Source organism: Nonomuraea sp. WAC 01424 (genome assembly GCF_003947315.1).
Taxonomy (GTDB): domain Bacteria; phylum Actinomycetota; class Actinomycetes; order Streptosporangiales; family Streptosporangiaceae; genus Nonomuraea; species Nonomuraea spiralis.
The window spans coordinates 300,480-326,512 of sequence record NZ_QHHZ01000010.1 but is presented as its reverse complement, the minus strand read 5'-3'; the positions used below and the strand labels follow the sequence as shown (position 1 = coordinate 326,512).

Annotated in this window: 19 protein-coding genes; 7 read left to right on the top strand and 12 right to left on the bottom strand. The window is 74.2% G+C overall.

What is annotated here, in order from left to right:
* Window positions 1–15 precede the first annotated feature (15 nt).
* The gene (locus DMB42_RS27940; protein ID WP_396983858.1) at window positions 16–645 is read left to right on the top strand and encodes an MFS transporter; all 630 of its coding nucleotides are present in this window, start codon (window positions 16–18) and stop codon (window positions 643–645) included.
* A gap of 36 nt (window positions 646–681) precedes the next feature.
* Here DMB42_RS27940 and DMB42_RS27935 read toward each other — a convergent pair whose 3' ends face one another.
* Window positions 682–1,656, bottom strand: coding sequence for an iron-siderophore ABC transporter substrate-binding protein (locus DMB42_RS27935; RefSeq protein WP_125637996.1), 975 nt, complete (start codon window positions 1,654–1,656; stop codon window positions 682–684).
* A gap of 58 nt (window positions 1,657–1,714) precedes the next feature.
* On the opposite strand from DMB42_RS27935, the gene DMB42_RS27930 reads away from it, so the two are divergent.
* The 3 genes from DMB42_RS27930 to DMB42_RS27920 are packed head-to-tail and all read left to right on the top strand — an operon-like array spanning window position 1,715 to window position 5,998.
* Window positions 1,715–3,793 carry an iron ABC transporter permease gene (locus DMB42_RS27930; protein WP_125637995.1) on the top strand — a complete coding sequence of 693 codons (2,079 nt, stop codon included), beginning with the start codon at window positions 1,715–1,717 and terminating at the stop codon, window positions 3,791–3,793.
* A 1-nt stretch (window position 3,794) separates the two neighbouring features.
* Window positions 3,795–4,886: an enterochelin esterase gene (gene fes / locus DMB42_RS27925; protein WP_125637994.1), complete on the top strand. Its 1,092-nt coding sequence runs from the start codon at window positions 3,795–3,797 to the stop codon at window positions 4,884–4,886.
* Entirely contained in the window at window positions 4,883–5,998 is a 1,116-nt protein-coding gene (locus tag DMB42_RS27920) for an amidohydrolase (protein WP_221762369.1), read from the top strand. Before fes ends, DMB42_RS27920 begins: the two co-directional genes overlap by 4 nt.
* On the opposite strand, the gene DMB42_RS27915 is transcribed toward DMB42_RS27920, so the two are convergent.
* From DMB42_RS27915 to DMB42_RS27870, 11 genes are all read right to left on the bottom strand, one after another.
* Window positions 5,988–7,355 (bottom strand): MFS transporter, encoded by a 1,368-nt coding sequence (locus DMB42_RS27915; protein WP_125637993.1) that lies wholly within the window; start codon window positions 7,353–7,355, stop codon window positions 5,988–5,990. The genes DMB42_RS27920 and DMB42_RS27915 overlap by 11 nt on opposite strands.
* Window positions 7,352–7,546, bottom strand: a complete 195-nt coding sequence (locus tag DMB42_RS27910) for an MbtH family protein (RefSeq protein WP_125637992.1) — start codon at window positions 7,544–7,546, stop codon at window positions 7,352–7,354. Before DMB42_RS27910 ends, DMB42_RS27915 begins: the two co-directional genes overlap by 4 nt.
* The gene (locus DMB42_RS27905; protein WP_260477996.1) at window positions 7,543–14,385 is read right to left on the bottom strand and encodes a non-ribosomal peptide synthetase; all 6,843 of its coding nucleotides are present in this window, start codon (window positions 14,383–14,385) and stop codon (window positions 7,543–7,545) included. The genes DMB42_RS27910 and DMB42_RS27905 overlap by 4 nt, the downstream gene beginning before the upstream one ends.
* 55 nt (window positions 14,386–14,440) lie before the next feature.
* Window positions 14,441–14,659: a phosphopantetheine-binding protein gene (locus DMB42_RS54360; RefSeq protein WP_221762368.1), complete on the bottom strand. Its 219-nt coding sequence runs from the start codon at window positions 14,657–14,659 to the stop codon at window positions 14,441–14,443.
* On the bottom strand, window positions 14,652–15,299 hold the full coding sequence (locus tag DMB42_RS27900; RefSeq protein WP_221762367.1) for an isochorismatase family protein: 648 nt from the start codon (window positions 15,297–15,299) through the stop codon (window positions 14,652–14,654). Before DMB42_RS27900 ends, DMB42_RS54360 begins: the two co-directional genes overlap by 8 nt.
* A 1-nt stretch (window position 15,300) precedes the next feature.
* The gene (locus tag DMB42_RS27895; protein ID WP_260477995.1) at window positions 15,301–16,815 is read right to left on the bottom strand and encodes a (2,3-dihydroxybenzoyl)adenylate synthase; all 1,515 of its coding nucleotides are present in this window, start codon (window positions 16,813–16,815) and stop codon (window positions 15,301–15,303) included.
* A 29-nt stretch (window positions 16,816–16,844) separates the two neighbouring features.
* The gene (locus DMB42_RS27890; protein WP_260477994.1) at window positions 16,845–17,939 is read right to left on the bottom strand and encodes an isochorismate synthase; all 1,095 of its coding nucleotides are present in this window, start codon (window positions 17,937–17,939) and stop codon (window positions 16,845–16,847) included.
* 16 nt (window positions 17,940–17,955) lie between these two features.
* A complete protein-coding gene (gene dhbA, locus DMB42_RS27885) occupies window positions 17,956–18,711 on the bottom strand; it encodes a 2,3-dihydro-2,3-dihydroxybenzoate dehydrogenase (RefSeq protein WP_125637989.1) in 756 nt (251 codons plus the stop codon).
* Window positions 18,712–18,929: 218 nt separating this feature from the next.
* Complete coding sequence (locus tag DMB42_RS27880; protein WP_125637988.1) at window positions 18,930–19,748, bottom strand: carbohydrate ABC transporter permease; 819 nt, start codon at window positions 19,746–19,748, stop codon at window positions 18,930–18,932.
* A complete protein-coding gene (locus DMB42_RS27875) occupies window positions 19,745–20,635 on the bottom strand; it encodes a carbohydrate ABC transporter permease (RefSeq protein ID WP_125637987.1) in 891 nt (296 codons plus the stop codon). The genes DMB42_RS27880 and DMB42_RS27875 overlap by 4 nt, the downstream gene beginning before the upstream one ends.
* 1 nt (window position 20,636) lies before the next feature.
* Window positions 20,637–21,935, bottom strand: a complete 1,299-nt coding sequence (locus tag DMB42_RS27870) for an ABC transporter substrate-binding protein (protein ID WP_125637986.1) — start codon at window positions 21,933–21,935, stop codon at window positions 20,637–20,639.
* A 478-nt stretch (window positions 21,936–22,413) separates the two neighbouring features.
* Between DMB42_RS27870 and DMB42_RS27865 the strand changes: the two genes are divergently transcribed.
* The 3 genes from DMB42_RS27865 to DMB42_RS27855 all read left to right on the top strand — a co-directional run bounded on the left by DMB42_RS27865 (window position 22,414) and on the right by DMB42_RS27855 (window position 25,908).
* Entirely contained in the window at window positions 22,414–23,520 is a 1,107-nt protein-coding gene (locus DMB42_RS27865; protein WP_260477993.1) for a S1 family peptidase, read from the top strand.
* Between the two features lie 247 nt (window positions 23,521–23,767).
* Window positions 23,768–24,802, top strand: coding sequence for a hypothetical protein (locus DMB42_RS27860; RefSeq protein ID WP_185844894.1), 1,035 nt, complete (start codon window positions 23,768–23,770; stop codon window positions 24,800–24,802).
* Window positions 24,799–25,908 carry an FAD-binding oxidoreductase gene (locus tag DMB42_RS27855; RefSeq protein WP_125637984.1) on the top strand — a complete coding sequence of 370 codons (1,110 nt, stop codon included), beginning with the start codon at window positions 24,799–24,801 and terminating at the stop codon, window positions 25,906–25,908. The genes DMB42_RS27860 and DMB42_RS27855 overlap by 4 nt, the downstream gene beginning before the upstream one ends.
* The last annotated feature ends 125 nt before the right edge of the window (window positions 25,909–26,033 follow it).

Sequence of the window (26,033 nt, the reverse complement as noted above, 5' to 3'; positions counted from 1 at the left end):
CGAGGACAGAGCCTCCTGCGTGAGCTGGGCGTCTTCCGGCGGGGCGGCGTGTGGCTGGCGCTGGCCATGACCGTGTTCGGATTCGCGCCCGTGTTCACGGTGATCACCTTCATCGCGCCGATGATGACCGACGTGGGCGGCTTCTCCCCGGGTACGGTGCCCATGGTCATGGGGCTGCTGGGGATCGGCCTGGTCGCGGGCAACCTCCTCGGCGGCCGGCTGGCCGACCGGGCCGTGCTGCCCGCGGTCTACGTCTCCGTCGGCGCCCTCACCGTCCTGTCGGCGATCGTCGCCGTGGCAGCGGACGACCAGCCGGCCTTCATCGCCGCGATCGTCCTGTTCGGAGTGGCCGCCTTCGCGACGATCCCGCCGCTGCAGACGTGGGTGCTGGACAGCGCCTCGCAGGCGCCCGCCCTGGCCTCGGCGGCCAACATCGGCGCCTTCAACCTGGCCAACACCCTCGGCTCGCTGCTCGCCGGACTCACCGTCGAGGCCGGGCACGGGTACGCGGCACCGGCCTGGATCGGCATGGCCCTGGGTTTGATCGGCCTGGCGGTGACCGGGCTGGTGAGCCTGAGCGTCCGGCGCCGAGCCCCACGGGCGGATACCGACGACCGGAAACCCGAGAAGGCGGCACAGCCGTGACGGCCCGTACCTCACGCGGGCCGCCCCTGGGCGCGGTCAGCCTGCTGTCAGGGCCTTGACCAGGTCGTCGATGACGACGGCGGCGGCCAGCGGGGCGCCGCGGGTGCTCCAGACGGAGCCGTTCACCGACACCACGTGGCCCGCCTTGACCGCCTTCAGCTCCTTGAACGCCGGGGTCTGCCGGATCTCGGCGAGCGTCTTCTCGCCGTCGGCGGTCAGCGTGGAGACGAACAGCCATTCGCCGTCGATGTCCGACAGCGCCTCCAGGCTGAGCGGCATGGAGTGGGCGGTGCCGTCCTTGTCCTGGGCGGCGGGACGGGTCATGCCGAGGTCGGTGGCGACGAAGCCGGCGAACTGCCGCTTCTCCATCCAGCTCGGGCCCTGCGGGTTCCAGCGCACGATGCTCACCTCGGCCGGCTTGACCTTGGTCTTGGCCTCGGCGACGCGGGCGTCGTAGTCGGCCATGACCTTCTTGGCGACGTCCAGCTTGTTGAGGGCGTTGCCGACGCCCATGAACGACAGCTTCCAGTCGTCGGTGGGCGCCATCGTCACCACGGTGGCCGGGGTGATCTTGCGGAGCTGGTCGAGGACCTGCTGGTCCTGAAGGTCGCCGGCGAGGATCAGGTCCGGCGCGGCCTCGACGACCTTGTCGATGACCGGTTGCAGCAGGTTCCCCACGATCGGGACGCCCTTGACCCGGTCGGCCAGGTACGCGGGCGGCGTGCCGATGCCCTGCCCGTTGGTGATGCCGACCGGGGTCACGCCGAGGGCCAGAACGGCGTCCAGGTCCTCCTGGGTCAGGGTGACCACGCGCTTGGGCTCGGCCGGCACCTTGATCAGGGTGCCGGTGGCGTCCTTGACCTCCCGGACGGCCGACGCGGCGGCGGCGGACGCGCCCGGCGCGGCGGACGTGGCGGGCACGGCGGGCGTTGAGGACGCGCCGCACGCCACGACGGTCAGAACGGCGGCGGCGGCGACGAACAGGCCGCCGGCCCTGCGGAGAGGGGCCATACGAGCTCCCGAGCTAGAAAGAAGGTAAGCCTTACTTTTTTTAGGTTAGCCTTACCTTATGTTTACGCAAGCCCGGGTCTTCGCACTGGGTGCCGCCGCCCTGCTGGCCCTGTGCGCGGCGTCCATGCTCACCGGCGCGGGCCGGGTCGCCCCCGGACAGGTGATCGGCTACCTGCTCGGCGGCGGCGGGGACGGCCACCTGCGGATGGTGGTGGACACCCTGCGCCTGCCGCGTACGCTGGCCGCCCTCGTCGTCGGCGCCGCGCTCGGCGTGTCGGGCATGCTGCTGCAGTCGGTCACCCGCAACCCGCTGGCCGAGACCGGGCTGCTCGGCGTGAACGCGGGCGCCGCGCTCGGCGTCGTGGCCGGGATCGTCACCGTCGGCGCGCAGAGCGGCGGCGCGTACCTGGGGTGGGCGCTCGGCGGCGCGCTCCTGGCCACCGGGCTCGTGCTCGCTGTCGGGGCCCGGCTCTCGCCCCTGAAGCTGGTGCTGGCCGGGGCCGCCCTGTCGGCCACGCTCACCGGGATCACCACGGCCGTGCTGGTCGCCGACCCGGTGACGTTCGACCAGTACCGCTACTGGATCCTCGGCTCGCTGGCCGGGGTCCCCATGGACCGGGTGCTGGCGATCACGCCGGCGGTCGTGGCGGGGCTGGTCATGGCGGCGTTCGCGGCCCGGCCGCTGGCGGCGCTGGCGCTCGGCGACGACCTCGCCGTGGCGCTCGGGCACCGGCCGGGGCGTACTCGACTGTGGGTGTCGGTGGCCGTGACGCTGCTCAGCGCCGCAGCGGTCGCGGTGGCGGGCCCGATCGGCTTCCTCGGCCTGCTGGCCGGTTACGTCTCCAGGACCCTGCTCGCGGGCCGGGTCGGGCCGCGGATCGTGTTGTCCGGGCTGGCCGGGGCGGTGGTCCTGCTCGGGGCCGACGTGCTGGCCCGGGTGCTCGTACGGCCGTACGAGGCGCCGGTCTCGCTGCTGGTCGCCGTGCTGGGGGCGCCGGTGCTGATCGTCGTGGCCCGTTCGCGGGCGGTCGCCGCCGGGCCGGGCGACCTCGTCCCGGCCCGGTCGCCGCGGCGGACCGCCCGCCGGGGCCGGGGCGCCGGGGTGCTGCCCTCGGACACGCGGGCCGTACGGGGGCGGCGGTGGTCGGTGCTGGTCCCCGTACGGTCGTCCGCGGCGGCGGCGCTGCTGCTGGCGGTCACCGCGGCGGCCGTCGTGGCGGCGGTCGCGGCCGGGCAGTCGGGCATGACGGCCGAGCAGGCGCTGCGGGCGCTGGCGGGCACGGGCGAGGGCGGGCACGTGCTGCTCGTCCAGGAGATCAGGTTGCCGCGCGTGGTGGCCGGGCTGGTGGCCGGGGCGGCGCTCGGGCTGTCCGGCTGCCTGACCCAGGCGCTGGCGCGCAACCGGCTGGCCACCCCCGACATGCTCGGCATCAACCAGGGCGCGGTCATGGCCATCATGGCCGCCGGGATGTCGTCCGCCTCGGGCACGCTGTTCGCCCATTGGTGGATCGGCCCGGTCGGGGCGCTGGCCGCCGCCGTGGCCGTGTTCGCCGTCTCGGGCGGCATCGGCAGGCAGGGCTACCGGTTCATCGTCACGGGCCTGGCGCTGACCACGCTGGCGGGCGCGCTCACCCAGTCGCTGCTGGCCTGGCAGGGGCTCGGCTCGGCCACCGCCGTGCACTCCTGGAGCGTGGGCAGCCTCGCCGGGCGCGACTACGGCGTCGCCCTGCCCGTGGCGGCCGGGCTGGCCGTCCTGGTCCCGGCCGCGCTCGTGCTGGCCCGCCGCCTCGCCGTCCTGCGCTTCGACGAGGACGTCAGCGCCGGGCTCGGCGTCGATCCCGGCCGGACCAGGATGTTCCTGCTGGTCACGGCCGTCGTGCTCGCCGGGCTGGCGGCGGGCGTGGCCGGGCCGGTGGCGTTCGTGGCCCTGGCCGCGCCCGTCATCGCCGCCCGGCTGGCCGGGCCCGCCCGCCTCCCGCTCATCGGCGCGCCGCTCACCGGCGCGGCGCTCGTCGTGATCGCCGACACCGCCGGGCGCGTGGCCGCCGACGGCGCGGAGATCCCGGTGGGCGTCGTGACCAGCATCCTGGGCGGCCCCTTCCTGCTGTGGACCCTGCTGTCGGACCGGAGGTCATGACATGACGCCCGCACCCACCCCGATCATCGAGCCGTCCGGCACGCCCGGCCGGTGCAAGGTGACGTTCCTCTGGCGGCCCAGGACACGCGGCGAGCAGGCGGTCGTGCTGATCAACACGGTGACCGACCGCGACCGGCACGCCGGCGACATCAGCGGGCACGTCATGACCCCCCGCCCCGGCGGCGACCTGCTGCACCTCACCTACGAGCTCGACGCCGACCTGCGCGCCGGCTACCAGATCCTGCCCTGCGACCGGCTGCCGGGCACCGACCGGGACTCCTGGCTCCAGGTCATGCGCACGGCCGTGCCCGACCCCGGCAACCCGCTGACCGTGCCCGGCCCGCCCGGCCGGCGTCCTTCCTCGCTCCTGGAGCTGCCGCAGGCGCCGCCGCAGCCGTACCGGGAGCACCGGCCGGGGGTGCCGCGCGGGCGGGTGAGCGAGGAGCGGTCCGGCGGGCGGCGGGTGTGGGTCTACACCCCGCCCGGCTCGGCGGCCGGGCCGCATCCGGTCGTGGTGCTGCTGGACGGCGAGGTGTGGGCCGGGCAGGTCGCGGCCACCCTGGACAACCTCGTCCACGACGGCCGGATCCCGCCGTCCGTCGTGCTGATGCCCGACTCGGTCGACCGGCCCACGCGGCTGCGGGAGCTGGCCTGCCACGAGCCGTTCGTCCGCTACCTGGCCGACGACCTGCTGCCGTGGGCCGGGCGTACGTGGCGGGCGACCGGCGACCCGGGGCTGACCGTGATCGCGGGCCAGAGCCTCGGCGGGCTGACCGCCTCCTACGCCGCCTTCCTCGCGCCGGAACGGTTCGGCAACGTCCTGTCGCAGTCGGGGTCGTACTGGTGGCCGGACGAGGACCCCGAACGCCTGACCCGCCGGTACGCCGCCGCCCCGAGGTTGCCCGTACGCTTCCACCTGGAGGCCGGGCGGCTGGAGTGGATGTTGCTGGAGGAGAACCGCCGCTTCGCCCAGGCGCTCGCCGCCCAGGGCTACGAGGTGAGCTTCACCGAGTACAACGGCGGCCACGACCCGGCCTGCTGGCTCGGCGGCCTGGCCGACGGCCTCACCGACCTGGCGGCGGGCTGGCTGTGAACGTCAAGGACCTGATCGCCGGGCACGTACGCGCCCACGCCCCCGCGCTGGTCGCGCTCAGCCACCGGATCCACGCCCATCCCGAGACCGCCTTCGAGGAGCACCGGGCGGCCGCCTGGACCGCCGAGAGCCTCCAGGCGGGCGGCTTCACGGTGACGGCGGGCGCGGGCGGCCTGCCGACGGCCTTCTCCGCCACCCTCGGCACGGGCCCGCTGACCGTGGCCTTCTGCGCCGAGTATGACGCGCTGCCCGGTCTCGGCCACGCCTGCGGCCACAACGTCATCGCCGCCGCGGCGACCGGCGCCGGCCTGGCGCTGGCGCCGCTCGCCGACGAGCTGGGCCTGACCGTACGGGTCGTCGGCACCCCGGCCGAGGAACGCGGCGGCGGCAAGGCGCTGCTGCTGGAGGCCGGCGTGTTCGACGGCGCGCACGCGGCCATGATGGTGCATCCGGGGCCGTTCGAGACGGTCCGGTTCCGCTCGTTCGCGCTCGGCACGCTGGAGGCCGAGTTCACCGGGCGCGCCGCGCACGCCACGCTCGCCCCGCACGAGGGGCGCAACGCGGCCGACGCCATGACGCTGGCCCAGGTGGCGATCGGCCTGCTGCGCCAGCAACTCCCGCGCGACCGGCACGTGCACGGCGTGGTCACCTCGGCGGGCGAGGCGCCCAACGTGATCCCCGCCAGGTCCACGGCCTCCTACGAGATCAGGGCCGCCGCCGCGCGGGACCTGGCCGAGCTGCGGGCGCGGGTGGAGTCCTGCTTCCGCGGCGCGGCGGTGGCGACCGGGTGCGAGCTGCGGCTGACCCGGCCGGAGCCCGACTACCTGGACTTCCGCGACGACGCCGTCCTGGCCGGTCTGTACGCGGCCAACGCCGCCGCGCTCGGCCGTCCGGCGCCGGTGGAGCGGGAGCCGTTCGCGATGACCGACATGGCGAACGTCTCCCACGTCATCCCGGCCATCCACCCCATGCTGGACATCGGGTCGGGCGGGGCCGTGCCGCACGACGCCGAGTTCGCGGCCGCGGCGGCGGCCCCGGCGGCCGACCGAGCCCTCCTGGAGGCGGCCGTGCTGCTCGCGCGGACGGCCGCCGACCTGGCGCTCAGCCGGTAGTCCCGGCCTCCCGCACGGCGGTCCCGGCGTTCCCGCCGGCCGCCCCGCCGGCCGCGGCGGGCCGCAGCAGCACCGCGGTCCCGTACGCGGCCAGCAGGAACGCCGCCGCGGCCAGCAGCGCGGCGCGGTACCCGGCCAGGGCCGCCGCCGCCGCGCACACGCCCACCCCGAGCCCGCCGCCGAGCATGCGCAGCGACTGGAACACGGTCATGGCCCGGCCCATCACCTCCGGCCCGACCGTCATGAACGCCGACACCTGCACCGCCGTCACGGCCTGCCCGAGCACCAGCCCGACGGCGAACATGACCGCCCGCAGCGTCCACGGCCCCGGCCCGGCCAGGGCGAGGAACGCGAACAGCGCCGCGCCGCCGAGCAGCCCCGCCGCCACCACCCGCCGCTCGCCCCAGCGGGCGCAGGCGCGGTCCACCAGGAACCCGGCGGCCATGAGCCCCAGCGCCTCAGGGAAGACCACGAGACCGGCCTCGGTGGCCGTGGCCTCCAGCACGTCCTGGTACATCACGGGGAAGGCGAACAACATGCCGAGCAGGCCCGCGGCCGACAGCGTGGCGGTGGCGGCCCCGCGCAGGAAGCCGCGGTCGGCCAGCAGCGCCAGGTCCAGCAGCGGCAGCTCGGCGGTGCGCGCCGACCTGGCCAGCGCCCATACGAGGGCGATTCCGGCGGGCAGCGCCGCCCAGGTGAGCGGCGACCCGCCGGAGGCGGCCTCGTTCAGCCCGTACATCAGCAGGCCGGAGGCGGCGCCGGCCAGCAGCAGGCCGCGCACGTCCAGCCGGCCGCCGCCGCCCGGCACGGGGGCGCGCCGCAGCGCGGCGGCCCCGGCGAGCAGGGCCGCGCCGCCGAGCGGCAGGTTGACCAGGAACGCCCAGCGCCACGACAGCGTGTCGGCCAGCAGGCCGCCGAGCACCGGGCCGAGCGCGGGCGCGAGCGCGGTCGGCACGACGACGTACCGGGACAGCCGCATACGCTCCTCGGGGGCGTACGCGGCGAACAGCATGGCCATCCCGGCGGGCGTCAGCAGTCCGCCCGCCGCGCCCTGGAGGATCCGGAAGCACACCAGCGAGCCCAGGTCCCACGACAGCGCGCACAACCCGGAGGCCGCCGTGAACGCGGCGAGCGCGGCCAGGAACACGCGGGGCGCGCCGTACCGGTCGCACAGCCAGCCGGCGACCGGCATGGCGACCGCGAGGCTGGCCAGGAACGCCGACTCCACGGCGTTGGCCGCGGCGGGCGGCACGCCCAGGTCGGCGGCGACGGCGAACAGCGCCGGGTTGACGATCGTGGCGTCCAGGCCGCTCATGCACATCGCCGTGACGTAGACGGCGAGTACGCGTCCCCTCACCTGCGCAGGCCGCGGGGGCGCAGGTCGGTCCAGGAGGCTTCGACGTAGGCCAGGCAGGCGGCCCGGCCGTCCGGCCCGAAGCGGACGGACCAGCCGTCGGGCACGGCGGCGAAGGAGGGCCACAGGGAGTGCTGGTCCTCGTCGTTGGCCAGGACGAGGAAGCGGCCGTCCGGGTCGTCGAAGGGGTTCACGGGGTCTGCTCCTGGGTCGCGAGGTCGGGTGTGGGGGTGGGGTCGAGGCGGGCGAGGCGGGCGGCGACGATCGCGCCGATCTCGGCGATCGGGCCGGGCCGCGTCATGTCCTTGTGGCTGCACGCGACGTCGTACGACTCGATCGTGCCGCCGACGTGCGGGCGCCAGGTGTCGGCGGTCAGGGTGTCGTCCACCGTGTCGACGGTGGCGCGGAAGAACAGCACGTCGCCGTCGAACCGGCGGGTGTCGAGGGCGCGTACCAGGTGGTTGGTGTTGAGGTAGAGGTCCTTCAGCTCGGTGAGCGTGGCGGCGGCCAGCCCGGCCAGCGGGCTGGACTCGCGGCGCAGGATCTCCGTCACGCGCTCCAGGGTGAGGGCGGCGTCGGGGGCGAAGCCGCCCATCGTGAGCAGCGCCTCCAGCGCCTCTGCCTCGTCGGAGGGCGGCAGGTCGCGCATGCCCTCGGCCGGGTAGGCGTCCAGGACGGCCAGCAGCGCGACCTCCTGCCCGGCCAGCCGCAGCTGAACGGCCATCTCCTGGGCGATGATCCCGCCGGTCGACCAGCCCAGCAGATGGTAGGGCCCGCGCGGCCGAACCAGCCGGAGCTGGGCCACGTAGTCGGCGGCCAAACGGCGCAACGAGGTGGGCAGCCGGTCGCGGCGGGCCTGGAGCCCGTAGATCGGACGGTCCGGCACGTGCCGGATCAGGCCGCTGTAGCACCAGCTCAGCCCGCCCGCCGGGTGCACGCAGAACAGCGGCGCGCCGGAGCCGGTCTCGCGCAGCGGCAGCAACACCCGGAGCGGATCGGTACGCGCGCCGCCCTCGGCCAGGGCGGTGAGCGCGGCGGCGGTCGGCGCCTCGAACAGCGTCCCGATGGACACCTCCGCGCCGAACACCTCCTTGACCCTGGCCACCAGGCGGACCGCGAGCAGCGAGTGGCCGCCGAGGTCGAAGAAGCCGTCGTCCACGCCCACCCGGGGCAGGCCGAGCACCTCGGCGAACAGCGCGCACATCGCCTCCTCGCGCGGGCCGTCCGGCAGCCTGCCCCCGCTCTCGGGGGCCTCGGGCGGGGGCAGGGCGGCGCGGTCGAGCTTGCCGTTGACGGTGAGCGGCAGCGCGGGCATCCGGACGACGGCGGCCGGCACCATGTAGCCGGGCAGCGTCCGCGCCACGAACGCCCGCACGTCGTCACCCTCACCGACCGGCGCGACGTCCGGCGCGGGGCCTGGCGGGAGGGCCGGTTCGGCGGGCGGGGGGACGACGTAGGCCGTGAGGCGTCTGTCGCCGGGCCGGTCCTCGCGGACGATCACGGCGGCCTGGGCGACGGACGGGTGCCGCAGCAGCGCCGCCTCGATCTCCCCCGGCTCGATGCGGAAGCCGCGCACCTTGACCTGCTGGTCGGCCCGTCCCATGTGGTCGAGCGTCCCGTCGGCACGCCATCGGGCCAGGTCGCCGGAGCGGTACATGCGGGTCCCGGGCCGCCCGAACGGGTCGGCGACGAACCGCTCGGCGGTCAGCCCGGGGCGGCCGAGGTAGCCGCGCGCCAGCCCGTCGCCGGCCACGTACATCTCGCCCGTGACGCCCGGGGGCACCGGCCGCAGGGCGTCGTCCAGGACGTAGACGCGCAGGTCGGGGATGCCGCGCCCGATCGGGCTGCCGTACTGGTCGCCGGGCGGCAGCACGTGGTGGGTGACGTGCACGGTCGTCTCGGTGATGCCGTACATGTTGACCAGGCGCGGCAGGTCCGGCCGGCGGGCGCGCCAGGCGGCCGTCCGGGCGGGCTCCAGCGCCTCGCCGCCGAAGATCACGTACCGGAGGGCCAGGTCGCGGCCGTCGTCGGCGGCGGCGAGCTGGTAGAACGCCGACGGCGTCTGGTTCAGCACCGTGACGCGCTCGCGTTCCAGCAGGTCGAGCAGATCGTACGGGGACCGGCTGGTCTCGTACGGCACCACGACCAGGCGGCCGCCGTACAGCAGCGCGCCCCACAACTCCCACACCGAGAAGTCGAAGGCGTAGGAGTGGAACAGCGTCCACACGTCGCCGGGCCCGAACCCGAACCACGCGTCGGTGGCCGACAGCAGCCGCACCACGTTGTGGTGGGTGACCACCACGCCCTTGGGCCGCCCGGTCGAGCCGGAGGTGTAGATGACGTACGCGGCGTCGCCGGGCCGCAGGTCGCGCTCCGGATCGTGGTCCAGCCAGTCGCCGAGGGCGGCCGGCCAGGCGGCGTCCACGACGCACACCGGCCCGGCGTCGGCGATCATGTGGTCGATCCGGCCGGCCGGGTAGGACGGGTCGAGCGGCAGGTAGGCCGCGCCCGTCTTGACCACCGCGAGCAGCGCCGCGACCAGGTCCGGCGAGCGGTCCAGCGACAGGGCGACGAGGGCGCCGGGGCGGGCGCCGTGGGCGATGAGCTTGTGCGCCAGCCGGTTGGCGCGCGCGTTCAGCTCGGCGTACGTCCACGTGCCCACGGCGACGGCGTCCGGGGTGCGGCGGGCCTGGGCCTCGAACAGGCCGGGCAGGGTGTCGCCGGGCTCGCTGACCAGGTCGCCGTTCCACTCCTCGATCAGGGTGCGGCGTTCGGCGGCGTCGAGCAGGTCGTGGCCGCCGACGGGCTTGCCGGGGTCGGCGACGACCTGTTCCAGCAGCCCGGTCAGGCGGCGGACGAGGGCGGCGGCGGTGGCCCGGTCGAACAGGTCGCGGTTGTACTCCAGGAAGCCGGTCCCGGCGGGGCCGACGTTCAGGGTGAGGTCGAACTTCGCCGTCCCGGTGTGCACGACCTCGACGCCGGGCGGCTCGGGGGCGTCCTGGTGGACGAGCATGACCTGGAACAGCGGGTGCCGTTCGCGCGACCTGGGCGGGTTCAGCGCCTCGACGAGCCGGTCGAAGGGCAGCTCGGCGTGGTCGAACGCGGCCAGGTCGGCGGCCCTGACCCGGTCCAGCAGTTCGGCGAACGACGGGTCGCCCGAGGTGTCGGCGCGCAGCACGAGCGTGTTGACGAAGAAGCCGACGCTGCCGTCCAGGGCGCTGTCGCCGCGGCCGGCGACCGGCGTGCCGATCGGGATGTCGGTGCCCGCGCCGAGCCGGGTGAGCAGGGCGGCGAGGGCGGCGTGCAGCACCATGAAGACGCTGGCGCGGGCGCGGCGGGCCAGCGCCCCGATCTCCGCCATGAGCGCGGGCGGGAACGCCACGGGGACCGTGCCGCCCTCGCCGCCCAGCACGGCGGGCCGCGGCCGGTCGAAGGGCAGCTCCAGCCGGTCGGGCAGGCCGTCCAGCGCGGCCCGCCAGTGCTCCAGGCCGGTGGCGGGCAGGTCGCGCTGCCACAGGGTGTAGTCGGCGTACTGGACGGGCAGCGGCTCGAACGCCGGGGCCTCGCCCTTCCCGCGGGCCTCGTACGCCGTCGTCAGGTCCCGGACCAGCGGTCCGGCCGACCAGCCGTCGCCCGCGATGTGGTGCAGGACGAGCATGAGCACGTGCTCGTCCCGGCCGGCGCGCAGCAGGTGGGCGCGGAACGGCGGCTCGGTGGCCAGGTCGAAGCCGCGCCGGGCGATCCGGCGCATCGCCTGGCGGAGCTCGTCGGGCTGCCAGACGGGCAGCGCGACGGCGTGCCGGTCCAGGATCCGCTGGCAGGGGACGCCGTCGCGTTCGGGGAAGACCGTGCGCAGGATCTCGTGCCGGGCCACGAGGTCGCCGAGCGCGGCCCGCAGCGCGGCGCGGTCCACCGGGCCGTTCAGCCGGACCGCCAGCGGGATGTTGTACGTCGGGTTGGCCCCCTCGATCCGGTACAGGAACCAGAGCCTGGCCTGCGCGGACGACAGCGGCACGGGATCGGGCCGCGGACGCCTGCGCAGGGGCGGGCGGGGGGCGGCGGTGACGCCGAGTCCGGCGGCCAGCCCGGCGGGGGTGGGGGCGTCGAACACGGCCCTGATCGGGAGGGCGGCGCCGAAGGTCTCCCTGATGCGGACCGTGAGGCGGGCGGCCAGCAGCGAGTGGCCGCCGAGGTCGAAGAAGCCGTCCTCGGGGCCGGCCGCCGGGACGCCCAGGACCTCGGCGAACAGGGCGCACATCGCCTCCTCGCGCGGGCCGTCGGGCAGCCTTCCCCCGCTCTCGGGGGCCTCGGGCGCGGGGAGCGCGGCGCGGTCGAGCTTGCCGTTGGGGGTGCGGGGCAGCGACTCCAGGCCGACGATCCGCGCGGGCGTCATCCCGGCGGGCAGCCGGGAGGCGGCGAACCGCGCGAGCTCCGCGGCCTCCCGCCCGGGCTCGCCGCCATGGGTGGGGACGACGTAGGCGATCAGGCGGTCGGCACGTACGGCGACCGCGGCGGCGGCCACCGACGGGTGCTCCTCCAGCACGGCCTCGACCTCGGCGGGCTCGATCCGCACGCCGCGTACCTTCACCTGGTCGTCGGCCCGGCCGAGCAGCTCCAGCCGGCCGGGGGCGGCCCAGCGGGCGCGGTCGCCCGTACGGTAGAGGCGCGCGCCGCCGGGACCGGCGACGAACCGTTCGGCGGTCAGCCCGGGACGGCCCAGGTAGCCGCGGGCCAGCCCCTCCCCCGCCAGGTACAACTCCCCCGTGGCGCCCGGCGGCGCCGGGTGCAGGGCGTCGTCGAGCACGTGCGCGGACGAGCCCGCGGTCGGTCCTTCAGAGCCGTCGCCGAGCCAGGTGTAGGCGTCGACCGTGGCCTCGGTGGGGCCGTAGTGGTTGACGTCGCGGGTGCGTTCGCGCAGGGTCCGCCACAGCGGGCCGGGCACGGCCTCGCCGCCGACCACGACGACGCCGGGCGGCTCGGCCAGCAGTCCGGGCAGCTCCTTCAGGTGGGACGGGGTCAGGTCGAGGTAGTCGACGCCGTGCTCGCGGACGTAGGCGGTCAGGGCCTCGGGGTCGCGGTAGAGGTCGTCGCCGAGCAGGTGCAGCTCGTGGCCGCCGATCATCCACAGCAGCGGGTCGAGGGCGGCGTCGAAGGAGAACGAGGCCGTGTGCGCGACACGCAGCCTGCCCCCGTCCGGGAACAGGCGTTCGCGGTGGGAGTCCAGGAGAGCGGCCAGGCCGCCGTGGGTGCCGACCACGCCCTTGGGGCGGCCGGTGGAGCCGGAGGTGTAGATGACGTACGCGGCGTCGCCCGGCTCCGGGAGCGGCGGCGCCGTCTCCGTCCCGGGCGCGTCCCCGGTCCAGCCGGGGGTCAGCACGACGGACGGGGCCGCGTCGGCCAGCATGAAGGCGCGGCGGTCCGCCGGGTAGGCGGGGTCGATCGGCAGGAAGGCGGCGCCGCTGCGCAACACCGCCAGCAGGGCCACCACGAGGCCGGCCGAGCGCGGCAGGTCGACGGCCACGACCCGTTCCGGGCCCGCGCCGTTGGCGGCCAGCCGCCGGGCCAGCCGGTCCACCCGTTCGCCCAGCCGGCCGAACGTGACCGGTTCGCCGTCGCAGACCAGGGCCGTCTCGCCGGGGGTGCGCCGTACCTGGTCCAGGAAGGCGTCCACCACGGTCCGCCCGCTCGTACGGGCCCGCCGTACGGCCCCGGCGGTGGCCGGGCGGAGGGACATGCGGTCCTCGGGGGTGAGCAGGGGCAGGCGGCCGAGGGGCGTGCCGGGGGCGGAGGTGGTCAGGGTGGTGAGGAAGCGGGCCAGGCGGCGGGTGTGGGCGGCCAGGGTGGCCGGGTCGTAGAGGGCGGCGTTGCCGTCGAGTTCGAGGGTGAGGCGGTCGCCGTCGGGCAGCAGGGCCGCGGCCAGGTCGTCCACCGGACCGGCGGCCAGGTTGGTGACGGTGCCGGTGGCCCGGCCGAACTTCGTCTCCGCCGGGAACGGCTTGATGTTGAGCAGCGGCCCGAACAGGGCCCGCGACGTCCCGCCGAGGCCCAGGTCGCGGCGCAGGTCCTCGACGCGGTAGCGGCCGTGGCGGCGGGCCTCGGCGATCCGGCGCGCGGCCTGGCCGACGAGGTCGCCGACCGTGCGGCCCGGCCGTACGTCGAGCCTGACCGGCAGCACGTTGACCGTCAGGCACGGCACCCGCGCGGCGGCCCCCGTACGGTTCATCAGCGGCAGGCCGATCAGCACGTCGGTGTCGCCGGTGAGCCGTCCCAGGTAGCAGGCCAGCCCGGCGGCGGCGACGTCGGCCCAGGTGGCGCGGGCCTGGCGGGCCAGGTCGTCCCATCGGGGAAGGGGTGGCAGCGGGGCACGCCGCCGGACGACCTCGCGGGCCGACAACGCGGGCGGCCCGGCCAGTCCGGGGGGCTCGGGGGCACCGGCCAGCCGCTCCAGCCAGTACGCCCGGTCGCGCTCCCGCCGTTCCGAGGCCAGGTACGCCTCCTCCTCGGCCAGCACCGGCGCCATCGACCCGAACGGCCCCGCGCCCGGCGCCAGCCCGTCGGCCAGCGCCGTGTAGATGTCGGCGGTCCGGCCGACCAGCATCGACAGGGCGTAGGCGTCGATGAGGATGTGGTGGGCCCGCAGGTACCAGACGTGGTGGTCGTCGGCCAGGCGCAGCAGCGCGTGCCGCGACAGGGGGTCGGTGACGACGTCCACGGGGGTGGCCAGGTCGGCCCGCATCCAGGCGTCCGCCGCGGCCTCGGGGTCGGGCTCGGCGCGCAGGTCGAGCACGGTCAGGCAGCCGCGCAGGGAGTCGTAGTCGGGCAGGTACTGGGCGGGTTCGGCGGTGAAGCGCAGGCGCAGCGGCTCGGCCTCGGCCAGGCAGCGTTCCAGCGCCCGGCCGAACATGGCGACGTCGAGCGGGCCGCGCAGGTCGATGCGGTCCGCGGCGTTGTAGATGGGGTTGGCGGGGTCCAGGCGCTGGGCGAGCCAGATCCCGGCCTGGGCTCCGGTGAGCGGCATGGTCTGGAGGGTCACGCGGGCCGCTCCTCGTGGACGCGGTCGGGGGCGGGGGTGAGGGTACGGGCGGGGGTCATGTCAGCAGTTCCGCCCAGGCCGCGATGGTGGGCCGGTCCACCAGGTCGGGGAAGCCGATCTCGCGGCCCTCCCGCTTCCACCCCTCGATGAGCGTCATCACCCTGATGGAGTCGAGCCCGGCGTCCAGCAGGTCGTCGTGCAGGCCCAGCTCGGCGGGCTCGACGTACAGGAGTTCGGCGATCTGGGCGCGCAGGCGTTCCGCGGTGTCAGACACCGGCCACCGCCCGCGCCAGGTCGCGGCTGATGCGCGTGGTCGTGGTGGTGACGGCGCACCGCTCGGCGGCGTAGGTGAGGGCCATCTCGTGGTGCCGCCGGGAGAAGTCGGCGACGGCGTCGGCGACCACGAACGCCTGGACGTCCCGCATGAACGCCTCGCAGGCGGTCATCAGCACGCCGATGTGGGCGTACACGCCGCAGACGACGAGCTGGTCGCGGCCCTGGGCGGCCATCAGCTCGGCGAGCCCGGTGCGCTGGTAGGCGCTGTAGCGCCATTTGGTGAGCAGCACCTCGCCCTCCCCCGGGGTCAGCTCGTCGGCGATCGCGGCCTCGCGCGGGTCGGCGCCGATGCCGGAGCCCCAGAAGTCGAGCAGCAGGCCGCGCTGCTCGGCGCTCTGGGCGCCGGGCTGGGCGGAGTAGACGACGGGCACGCCGAGCTCGGCGCAGCGTTCGCGCAGCGCCAGCACGTTGGCCATCAGCTCGACCATCGGCGAGCGGCCGGGGGTGAAGGCGCGCAGGAAGTAGTTCTGCATGTCGTGCACGAGCAGCACGGCCCGGCGCGGGTCGGGCCGCCACTCCACCCGGTTGGCCGGGAGCTCGGACGGCATGGCGTACGGTTCGATCCTGGGGATCGGCATGTCATGTCCTTTCGCGGAGTTGGCGCTTGCTGACCTTGCCGACCGCGGTCTGCGGGAAGGCGTCGACGAACTCGAACCGGTCAGGGATCTTGAAGGCGGCGATGCCGCGTTCGCGCAGGAAGGCGCGCAGCTCGGCCCGGCTGGGCGGGTCGCCGCGGCAGATGAGGTAGGCGCAGGCGCGTTCGCCCAGGTAGGGGTCGGGCACGGCGACCACGCTGGCGTCGTGGACCGCGGGGTGGGCCAGCAGGTGGTTCTCGACCTCCTCGCCCGCGATCTTCTCGCCGCCCCGGTTGATCTGGTCCTTGGCGCGTCCCTCGACGATCAGGTGGCCGGTCGGGGTGCGCCGGACGATGTCGCCGGTGCGGTAGAAGCCGTCGGCGGTGAAGGCCGTCCGGTTGTGCTCATCGGCCCGCCAGTAGCCGCGGATGGTGTACGGGCCGCGGGTCAGCAGGTGGCCCTGGTCGCTCTCGCGGCCGTCGTCGTCCAGGACGCGGATCTCGTCGTCCGGCGAGATGGGACGTCCCTGCGTGGCGACGATCGTCTCCTCGTCGTCGTCCAGGCGGGTGTAGTTGACCAGGCCCTCGGCCATGCCGAACACCTGCTGGAGCGTGCAGCCCAGCTCGGGCCGCACCCGTTTGGCCGCCTCCCGGCCGAACTTGGCGCCGCCGACCTGGAGCACCTCCAGGCTGGACAGGTCGTGCCCGGTGGTGGCGGCGGCCTCCAGCCAGACCAGGGCGAGCGGCGGGACGAGGGCGGCGATCGTGACGCGCTCGCGCTCGACGAGCGGGAAGCAGGTGCCGGGGCTGGGGTCGGGGGCCAGCACGGACGCGGCCCCGGCGCTCAGCGCGCCGAACACGCCGGGCGAGCTCATCGGGAAGTTGTGCGCGGCGGGCAGCGCGCACAGGTAGACGCTGTCCGGCCGCAGCGCGCAGATCTCCGCGCTGGCGCGGAAGCTGTAGATGTAGTCGTCGTGGGTGCGCGGGATGAGCTTGGGCAGCCCGGTGCTGCCGCCCGAGAGCTGGAGGAAGGCCACGTCGCCGGGGCGCGGGCCGGGCAGCTCGGCCGGGTCGGCCGGGTCGGCTTCGGGCAGGCCGCCGAGGACGTGCGCGGCTGTGCCGGGGGCGAAGGCCCGGTGCTCGTCGTCGGGGCAGATGTAGGCGGCGGCCTCGGTGAAGGAGCAGAAGTAGGAGATCTCGGCCGAGCGGTGCGCGGGCAGCGCGAACACCGGCCAGGCGCCGATCCTGAACAGCGCGAAGCACACCTGGTGGAACTCGGGCACGTTGGGGAGCTGGACCACGACGCGGTCGCCTGGGCCGATGCCGCTCGCCCGCAGGCCGGCGGCCAGGCGGTCGGCGCGTTCGTCCAGGTCGTGGAAGGTCCAGCGGTCGCCGGGCGAGATCAGGGCGGTGCGGGGGCCGTACGCGGCGGCCAGGTCGCGCAGCAGGCCGCCGAACGTCTCGCCACGCCAGTAGCCGGCCGCCCGGTAGCGCGCGGCCTCCTCCTCAGACCAGTGCACGCCGCACCTCCGCGGCCCGTCGCGGGTGCTCACACCAGCGCATCGGAGACCCCCAGGGCGCGCAGCATGGTGCGGAACTTGGCGGAGGTCTCGGCCAGTTCCGCCTCGGGGTCGGAGCCGGTGACGATGCCGGCGCCGGCGTACAGGCGCAGGGTGTGCTCGGCCACTTCGGCGCAGCGGATGGCCACCGCCCACTCGCCGTCGCCGGCGGCGTCGGTCCAGCCGGCGAGCCCGGCGTAGAAGCCGCGGTCGAACGGCTCCAGCTCCTCGATCATCCGGCGTGCCCCGCTCTCGGGCGTGCCGCAGACGGCGGGGGTCGGGTGCAGGGCGGCGGCCAGCGTGAGCACGCGGGTGCCGGGGTCACGCAGCGTGCCGGTGACGCGGGTGGACAGGTGCCACATGCTCTCGGTGGAGGTCAGCTCGGGCGTGCCGGGCACCTGAAGGCCCGAGCAGTACGGCGCGAGCGCGTCGGCGACGGCCTCCACGACCAGCCGGTGCTCGCGCAGGTCCTTGGCGGAGGCGGCCAGCGCGGCGGCCCTGCGCCGGTCCTCGGCGGGGTCGGCGGAGCGGGCCGCCGAACCGGCCAGCGGGTTGCTGACCACCGCGCGGCCGTGGCGGGAGACCAGCAGCTCGGGGCTGGCGCCGGTGAGCGTACGGCCGCCGGGCAGCGGCGCGGCGAAGGAGTAGCCGTGGCCGAGCAGCGGCCGCAGCAGCCCCGGCAGGTCGATCGGCTCGTCGGAACGCAGCTCCACCGTCCTGGCGAGCACCACCTTGGCCAGGTCGCCGCGTTCCAGCTCGGCCAGCGCCGCGCGCACCGCGGCGGCGTAGGCGGCCGGCTCGGGCACCCGCCTGCTCCACCAGCCGCCGCTGACCAGGGGGGCGGCGCCCGGCGGGAGCGGCGGCGACCAGGTCTCGGACTCGGGCAGGATCAGGTGGGCCGTGCCGTCGAAGCCGATGGCCCCGGCGGCCGGCCCGTCCACCCGCCCGGCCAGGTCGGCCAGGTCGCCGGCGGCGACGCCGCGCACCCCGCGCGTGAGCAGCGTGCCGCGGGCGGAGGCGAACAACACCGACTCCGCGCGGTCGTAGCCCGCCAGCGGATCCGCCGCGGTTGTCAGCAGATGCAATGTAGGTCCAATCTCGTCAGGCGCGAAGGGTCGCGCCGCCGTCCACGAGGAGGTCGTGCATGGTGATGTGCCTGGCCCGCTCCGAGCAGAGGAACACCACGGCGTCGGCGACGTCGGCCGGGTCGGCCACCCGGCCGAGCGGGATGCCGACGCGGAAGGCGGCCGGGTCGCCGTGCAGGGTGGCCGACAGGGCCTCGTCGGGGTCGGCGCCGGCCCACAGCGCGCGCAGCATGGCGGTGTCGGTCGAGCCGGGTGAGACGACGTTGCACCTGATGCCGTGCCGGGCGACCTCCAGGCCGAGGCAGCGGGTGAACATGCGGGCCGCCGCCTTGGAGGCCGCGTAGGCGGCCATGCCGGCCCGTGGCACGCCGGCGGCGTTGGAGCCGACGGTGACGATCGCGCCGCGCCGCCGTGGCGTCATCCGGCGGGCAACGGCCCGGGAGGTGTGGAAGACGCCGTCGGCGTTGACGGCGAAGCTCTGCCGCCAGTGGTCGTCGCCGGTCCCGTCCACCTCGCCGGGCAGCAGCACGCCGGCGACGTTGACCAGGATCGCGATCGGGCCGAGGTCCCGTTCGACCGCGGCGACGACCCGTTCGACGTCGCCGGCGTCGCGTACGTCCATGCGGTACGGCAGCCCGTCGCCGCCGTTCGCCGGTCGCAGGTCGGCCGCGGCGACCTTGGCCCCGGCCTCGGCCAGGGCGGCGCAGACGGCCGCCCCGATGCCTTGGGCCGCGCCGGTCACCAAGGCGACGCCGCCGTCTATCCCGTCCATTGCGGCAAGCCCTCCCCGAATGTTTTAGTTAGGTAAGCCTTGCCTAATTTGAAGGTAAAGTTCCCGTCTGTCAAGCGCGCTGTCCGGGACCGGCGGCGACCGTCCCGAGGGCCGCATGAGGAGCGAGATCGGTGATGTCACCGCAGGTCAGAGCCGTGAACACGAAAAAGCGGCGTGGCCGCGGCCCGAAAGCCGCGGCCACGCCGCCGGTCGTGCGTCTACTTGACGGCGCCGAGCGCCAGACCTCCGACGAAGTGCCGCTGGAAACGCAGGAACACCGCCAGCGTGGGCACCGCGGCGATCACCGTGCCCGCGGCGATGACGCTCCACGAGGAGACGTACTGGCCCTGGAGGGAGAGCAGGGCCGGGGTGATCGGCATCTTGGTGTCGGTACGCAGGACCGTGATGGCCCACAGCAGGTCGTTGAAGATCCACGTGAACGACAGCGCGCCGAGCGCGGCCAGCGCGGGCCTGGTCAGCGGCAACATGATCCGCCAGAACACCTGGCCCACGCCCGCGCCGTCGAGCGTGGCCGCCTCCTGGATCTCGCCGGGCAGCTCACGCAGGAACCCGTGCAGCACGAACGTGTAGAAGCCGAGCCCGAAGCCGACGTGCACGGCGATCAGCGCGGCCAGCGTGTCGTAGAGCCCGGTCAGCTCGGTGAACTTGGCGACCGGGACCAGCAGGATCTGCGGCGGCAGCAGGTTGCCCGCCAGCATCGCCAGCAGCAGCGTGCGCCGGAACGGGATGCGGTACCTGGCCAGGGCGAAGGCCGCGGTCGCGGCCAGACCGAGGCTCAGCAGCACCGCCGGCACGGTCACGGCCATGCTGTTGACCAGCGCCTGCAACTGCCCGCCCGCCGACCACGCCTGGGCGTACGCGGCGAGGCTGAACGAGCGCGGCAGGCTGCCGACGCCGTTGGCGGCCAGGTCGTCGAAGGTGCGCAGCGACGTCACCACCGCCCAGCCGATGGGCGCCAGCCACAACGCCGACAACAGGACCATCGACACGTGGAAGGCCCCGGTTCGCAGCCTCATGAGTCCTCCCTGAACGCCCGGACCAGGTAGACGAGGATCACCGACAGCGCGGCCACGAAGATCGCCACGGCGATCGCCGAGGCGTAGCCGAGCCGCAGCCCCTGGAAGGCGGTCGCGTACATGTAGGTGCTCAGCAGCTCCGAGGAGTGGTACGGCCCGCCGCGGGTCAGCGACCAGACGATGTCGAACGAGCGCAGCGAGTCGATGACGACCACCGACAACACGACCGCGTTGACGCCCTTGAGCTGCGGGATCGTGACGTGGCGGAGCCGCTGCCAGGCGCCGGCGCCGTCCACGCGGGCGGCCTCGTACAGGGCGGGGTCGATGGTCTTCAGGCCCGCGACGTACAGGACCATCACGTAGCCGATCTGCCGCCACAGGGCCGGCAGGATCAGGGCGTACAGGGCGGTGTCCGGGTCGGCCAGCCACGGCTTGATCAGGCCGCCGAGCCCGACGGCGGCCAGCACCTGGTCCAGCAGGCCGTCGGGCTGGTAGAAGACCCGCCACACCAGCGCGGTGACGACCAGCGAGAAGACCACGGGGGTGAACAGGGCGGCGCGGTAGAAGCCGACGCCGCGCCGGTCGCGCTGCAGCACCAGGGCCATGCCGAAGCCGCCGAGCACCGACAGCCCGCCGAAGGCGGCCAGCCAGATGACGGTGTTGAGCAGCGCGCGGCCGAAGACCGGGTCGCCGCCCAGCTCGGCGTAGTTGGCCAGGCCGATGAACTCGGGCGCGCCGGTGCCGTCCCAGCGCAGCAGCGACAACCAGAAACCCTGGAGGGCGGGCCAGAACACCCACACGGCCTCGACCGCGAACGGCACCAGGACGAACGCGGCCAGCAGCGGGGACAGCCTCTGGCCGCCCTGACGGTGAAGTACGGCGATCACGTCAGCCCTTGAAGACCTTCTCGGCGGACGCCTGCCACTCGCGCAGGATCGCCTCGATGTCGCCCGGCTTGTCGATGAAACGGGTCAGCGCGGTGTCGGCGGTGGGCTGGAGGGCGTCGCTGGAGTCGCGGTTGAAGAACTGCGTCAGGTCCTTGGCCGCCGACAACATCGCACGGCCCTTGGCCAGCAGCGGCGTCTCGGGGATCTTGGCCTTGGGACTGGCCGGCAGCAGGATGCCGGTGCCGGAGGTGATGAACAGCGCCTGCGCCTCCGGGCTCGCCAGGTAGGACAGCAGCTGCTTGGCGCCGGCCGGGTCGGCGGCCTTGGCGCTGGCGAAGAAGCCGTCGGTCGGGGCCTCCTCGGCGACCGGGACGGACTCGTCCAGGATCGGGAACTGGAAGAAGTCGAGGTCGTCCAGGACGTCCTTGGGGGCGGTGTCGGCGAAGAAGGTGCCGATGAGGAACATGCCCGTCTTCCCGGCCAGCAGCTTGGACGTGGCCTCCTGGAACGGGTACGCCTTGCCCTTCGGGTCGAAGTACGGCAGCGCCTGCTTCCAGGCGTCGAAGACCGCCTTCAGCTTGGGGCTCGCGAAGCTCTGCTTGCCTGCCAGCAGCTCGCGGTGGAAGGCCGCGCCGTTGATCCTGATGTTGAGGTAGTCGAACCAGATCGAGGCCACCCACGGGCTGTCGCCTAGCCCGATGCCGATGGGGTCCACGCCCTTGCCCTTGAGCGTCTCGCACAGCGCCAGGAACTCCGGCCAGGTCCGCGGCGGCTGCACACCCCACTTGGCGAAGTTGGAGCGGCGGTAGAAGAAGCCCCACCAGTAGTAGTTGGTGGGCACGAAGATCTGCTTGCCGGAGGCGTCCGTGGACAGCGTGCGCAGCGACTCGGGGTAGTCGCCGAGGTCCTTCCACACCTCGGACACGTCGAGCAGCAGGCCCTTGGCGGCGTAGTCCTGGGCGACCGATCCGGCGTACCAGCTGAGGACGTCCGGCGGGTCGGCCGAGGTCAGGTACGTCGGGAGCTGCACGCGGAAGGTCTCCAGCGCCACCGTGTTGAGCGTGACCGAGCCCTTGCCGCGGTTGTTGAACTGCGCGACGACCTTCTCCATGGCCGCCTTGACCGGCGGCGCCGACAGGCTGGACTGGAGGGTGAGCGTCCGGCCGGCCGCGCCGCTCGCGCCGGTGGCGGCCGGGCTCCCCGAGCCGGCGGTGGTGGCGCAGCCGCCCAGGAACGTCGCGGCGCCGGCCAGGCCTGCGCGCGCCAGCAACTGGCGTCGGGAGAGGGGGGACGGTGGCACGGCAGGTCCTTCCTACCTCGGCACATGGAGTGACGAGGATGCGTGGCCAGGGTGGTTCAAGGTATGCCGGAACAGTTGCATCGGACTGTCCGATACGTCAAGATATTTTCATAATTAATGATTAATCGTAGTGATCGCCGGGCGGCCGGACGCCGGATGCGCGCGATCACGGGTCCGGCCTTGGGCGCGTCCGGGGCGGCGGGGTGGGGCGCGCCGCCCGCCTGGTTCTTTACAGGGCGTAAATATGTTTCCTGACAGCGCCGAAAAGGCCGGACCGAACTTTTCACGAGTCCCGCTCGGGCTGTTTACGATCTTTTTCCTCAGGAGCATCAGCCCAGGTCAGCAACCCACCAGGGATGGCCACGATCCTGCCTATGCCTATTACTCCTGGTCAAAAAATAAGTATGAGAGCCTCTTGCCCTCCTTGGGGATTTTGTTCATATTTGCGGGCAAGTCACCCCACCCTCAGGAGGCTCCAGTGAGCATCCATGGCTTACGGATCCGGCGCGGCGCACTGATCGTCGCCACCGCCGGACTCCTCACCGGCGCGTTCACGGGCGTACCCGCCCAGGCTTCGCCCGCGACCTGCACGACCGCCGCCGACCCGGCCGCCGCCGCGACCGCGTTGGAGGGGCAGCTCGGCGCCCGCACCGCCGGCTCCTACTTCGACCAGGCGCAGGGCAAGATGGTCGTCACCACCACCGACGCCGCCGACGCCGAGGCCATCACCGCTTCCGGCGCCGTACCGCGCGTCGTCTCCCGCAGCGGCCCCTCTCTTGAGGCCATCATGTCCTTCCTGGACCGCACGGCCGCCGTCCCCGGCACCGCCTGGGCCGTCGACACGGCCGCCAACCAGGTCGTCGTCTGGGTGGACAGCACCGTCGCCACCACCGCGCGCACCAAGGTCCAGATCGCGGTGCAGCAGGCCAACACCCAGGCCGCGGCGGCCCAGGGTCAGGGCGCGGCGGCCACGCCCGCCGTACGCGTCGAGAACGAGCCCGGCAAGTTCAGCCTGTTCATCCAGGGCGGCGACGCGATCTACGGCGGCCAGTACCGGTGCTCGCTCGGCTTCAACGTGGTCAGCGGTTCGACCTACTACTTCCTGACCGCCGGCCACTGCGGCAACATCGCCTCCACCTGGTATTCCAACTCCGGGAAGACCACGACCCTGGGCAACACCTCGGGCTCCAGCTTCCCCGGCAACGACTACGCCATCGTCCGCTACACCAACACCAGCATCGCCCACCCGGGCGGCGTGGACCTCTACAGCGGCTCCCGTGACATCACCAGCGCGGGCAACGCCTACGTCGGCCAGTCGGTGCAGCGCAGCGGCAGCACGACCCACGTGCACAGCGGCTCGGTGACGGCGCTCAACGCCACCGTCAACTACGCCGAGGGCACCGTACGTCAGATGATCAAGACGAACGTCTGCGCCGAGGGCGGCGACAGCGGCGGCGCGCTGTTCTCCGGCGGCATCGCGCTCGGCCTGACCTCCGGCGGCAGCGGCAACTGCACCAGCGGCGGCACGACGTTCTTCCAGCCGGTCACCGAGGCGCTGAGCGCCTACGGGGTGAGCGTCTTCTGATCACCCGCTCCACCGTGCGGGCCGCGTGCGCACGCGGCCCGCACCTTTGCTTCAAGAAACCTATACAAAACAGACAAAACACCATAATGTTGGCATCGCCCCGGTCGGCAACGACTGGGGCGCCAAATCTTCTCCGCCGGCGCGGGCGACGACCGCCCCCGGCGCCCCCTCGCCCGGAAAACGCCTCCTCCGGACGAGCTCGACCCCCTCGATTACGCCTCGTAACGGCTGTGTTACTGTCCGCGTTATGAACAAATCGGCCACTGAGCGGCAGATAGAAATTCTCTGGCCCACCATCGGCGTATCGGTCACAGCAGACCTCGACGGCCGCAACAGCGACCTAGCCGACGCGTTGTGGCAGACCCTGCCGTACCGAAGCCTGCAAGGCCACGCCCTCGTGGCGGGCCACCACCTCTACCACCTGGCCCCGCTGCCCGAGCTGCTGCACGTGCCGGCCGTGCACAAGATCGACCGGCGCATCGCGCCCGACGGCTCGGTGTTCTGCTCCCGCCTGCAGCACCTCGGCATCAAGTACGGCCCGCTGAGCGAGCCGATGCCCGCCACGCCCATCGGCACCGTCCGCGAGGAGGACCTCGACGCGCTGGCCGAGGCCGGCCAGGCGGTGTGGCAGTCGGTGTACTCCGGCGGCCAGCCGGTGATCGTCGAAGTACGCAGGGCCGGCGACGGCGGCGGCCACCAGCTCCGGCGGCCGACGGCCCAGGACGCCGAGGCGGACCGCCTGCTCGCCGAGCTGCACGACGAGATCGAGCGCATCTGGCTCGACCCGCCGCAGGAGCTGGTCGACCTGCACGAGGGCAGGATCGCCTCCGGCGCGGGCAGCTTCGGCACCACGCTGACCACGATGCTGTTCGTCAACGGCGAGACCCGCCCGCTGGGCTACTGCTGCTACTCCGGCCTGGTCCGGGCAGCCCAGCAGCAGCAGCTCCCGCTGGAGTTCCTGCAGCAGATGGCGCGCATCATGGCCGCCACACCGGCCGAGTTCCTCGGTTACTGCGGCCTGAACAAGCTGCACGAGTTCACCGAGCGCGCGCTGGAGGTCGCCGACCAGCTCCAGGACCGCGAGGACTTCGTCGCGCTGATGGCCCACATGGCCCTGTACGTCAACTGCCTGGGTGCCTGGAACCTCCAGCTCTTCCCGTGGCAGGTGGACGAACACCTGCGCTCGGACGGCACGGTGTCCCCGGTGGCACGTCCGGTGCCGGGCCGGGTGTCGGGCTCGCTGCTGCCTCCCGTACCGGACGGGACGGTGGCCCCGGCATGAGCCGGCCCGACCGGGCCGAGCGCGTGGTCATCGGCGGCGGCGTGATCGGCCTGTCGATCGCGGCCCACCTGGCCGAGGCGGGGATCGAGACCGTCGTCCTGGAACGTGACGACCTGGCCTCCGGCGCCTCCAAGGCCACCGCGGACGTGCTGCGGGCCTACTTCTCGGGCGATCCGGTCAGCTCGGCGATGGCGGTGCGCAGCCTGTCCGCGTACCAGTCGTTCCCGCGCTGGCCCGGCGCCGAGCTGCCGCTGCGGCAGGTGGGCTACCTCGTGCTGTTCACCGAACGGGAGCAGGTGAACAGGTTCGAGGCCGAGCTGCCCGCGCAGCGGGCCGTGGGCGTGGACGTGTCGCTGATCGGGCCCGAGGAGGCCCGGCGGCTCAACCCGCTGGTCGAGGAGCCGTCGCTGCTGGCGGCCGCGTGGTCGCCGCAGGCGTTCGTGAGCGACACGGCCGCGATCGTGGAGGCGTACGCGGAGGGGGCCGCGCGGGCGGGGGCGTCGCTGCGCACCGGCTGCCCGGTCACCGCCGTGGACCCGGCCACCGGGCGGATCGAGACGGCGGACGGCACGCTCACGGCGGAGGCGATCGTGTGCGCGGCCGGGGCCTGGTCGGGCTGGATCGCGTCGGCGGCGGGCCTGGACCTGCCGCTGACCGGGGTGGCGGTGCAGGAACTGCTGACCACCGGCCCGCTGTCCGAGATTCCCGACATGCCGGTCACTCTGCACGCCGCCAGCGGGCTGCTGATCCGCCGGCGCGACGACCGGATCCTGATCGGCATGGGCAACCCCGGCACCGACCGGGACGCCTGGTTCGCCAAGGCCAGGACGCAGCTCGCCACCACGTACCCGGGTCTGGACCTGTCCGGGCTGGAGACGGCGGTGCGCGGCCCCAGGGACGCCAGCCCCGACCGGTCGGCCTTCATCGGCCGGCTGCCCGGACCGCCCGCGTTCCTGTACGCCACCGGGTTCTCCGGCCACGGGCTGTGCAACGCCCCGGCCGCCGGGGAACTGGTCCGCGACCTGTACCTGGGCAACGACCCCTCGGACGTGTTCGGCTTCGACGCGGCCGAGCTGTCGGCGACCGCGCGGCGACGCTCCCGCTGAGAGCCCGCCCGCAACGCCGGCCGTACCCGCAGCGCCCGCCGCACCCGCCGTGCCCACCGCGCCGGCGGGTGCGGCGGGAGGGCGGCGGCGGGGGGCGGCTCATCCTTTCCGCGTTCAATGCGTGA

Excerpts from the sequence above, each read along its gene's own strand:
- DMB42_RS27855 (WP_125637984.1), top strand. The coding sequence starts at position 24,799 with ATGAGCCGGCCCGACCGGGCCGAGCGCGTGGTCATCGGCGGCGGCGTG.
- dhbA (WP_125637989.1), bottom strand. The coding sequence starts at position 18,711 with ATGGACGGGATAGACGGCGGCGTCGCCTTGGTGACCGGCGCGGCCCAA.
- DMB42_RS27860 (WP_185844894.1), top strand. The coding sequence starts at position 23,768 with ATGAACAAATCGGCCACTGAGCGGCAGATAGAAATTCTCTGGCCCACC.
- DMB42_RS27935 (WP_125637996.1), bottom strand. The coding sequence starts at position 1,656 with ATGGCCCCTCTCCGCAGGGCCGGCGGCCTGTTCGTCGCCGCCGCCGCC.
- DMB42_RS27930 (WP_125637995.1), top strand. The coding sequence starts at position 1,715 with ATGTTTACGCAAGCCCGGGTCTTCGCACTGGGTGCCGCCGCCCTGCTG.
- DMB42_RS27880 (WP_125637988.1), bottom strand. The coding sequence starts at position 19,748 with ATGAGGCTGCGAACCGGGGCCTTCCACGTGTCGATGGTCCTGTTGTCG.
- fes (WP_125637994.1), top strand. The coding sequence starts at position 3,795 with ATGACGCCCGCACCCACCCCGATCATCGAGCCGTCCGGCACGCCCGGC.
- DMB42_RS27900 (WP_221762367.1), bottom strand. The coding sequence starts at position 15,299 with ATGCCGATCCCCAGGATCGAACCGTACGCCATGCCGTCCGAGCTCCCG.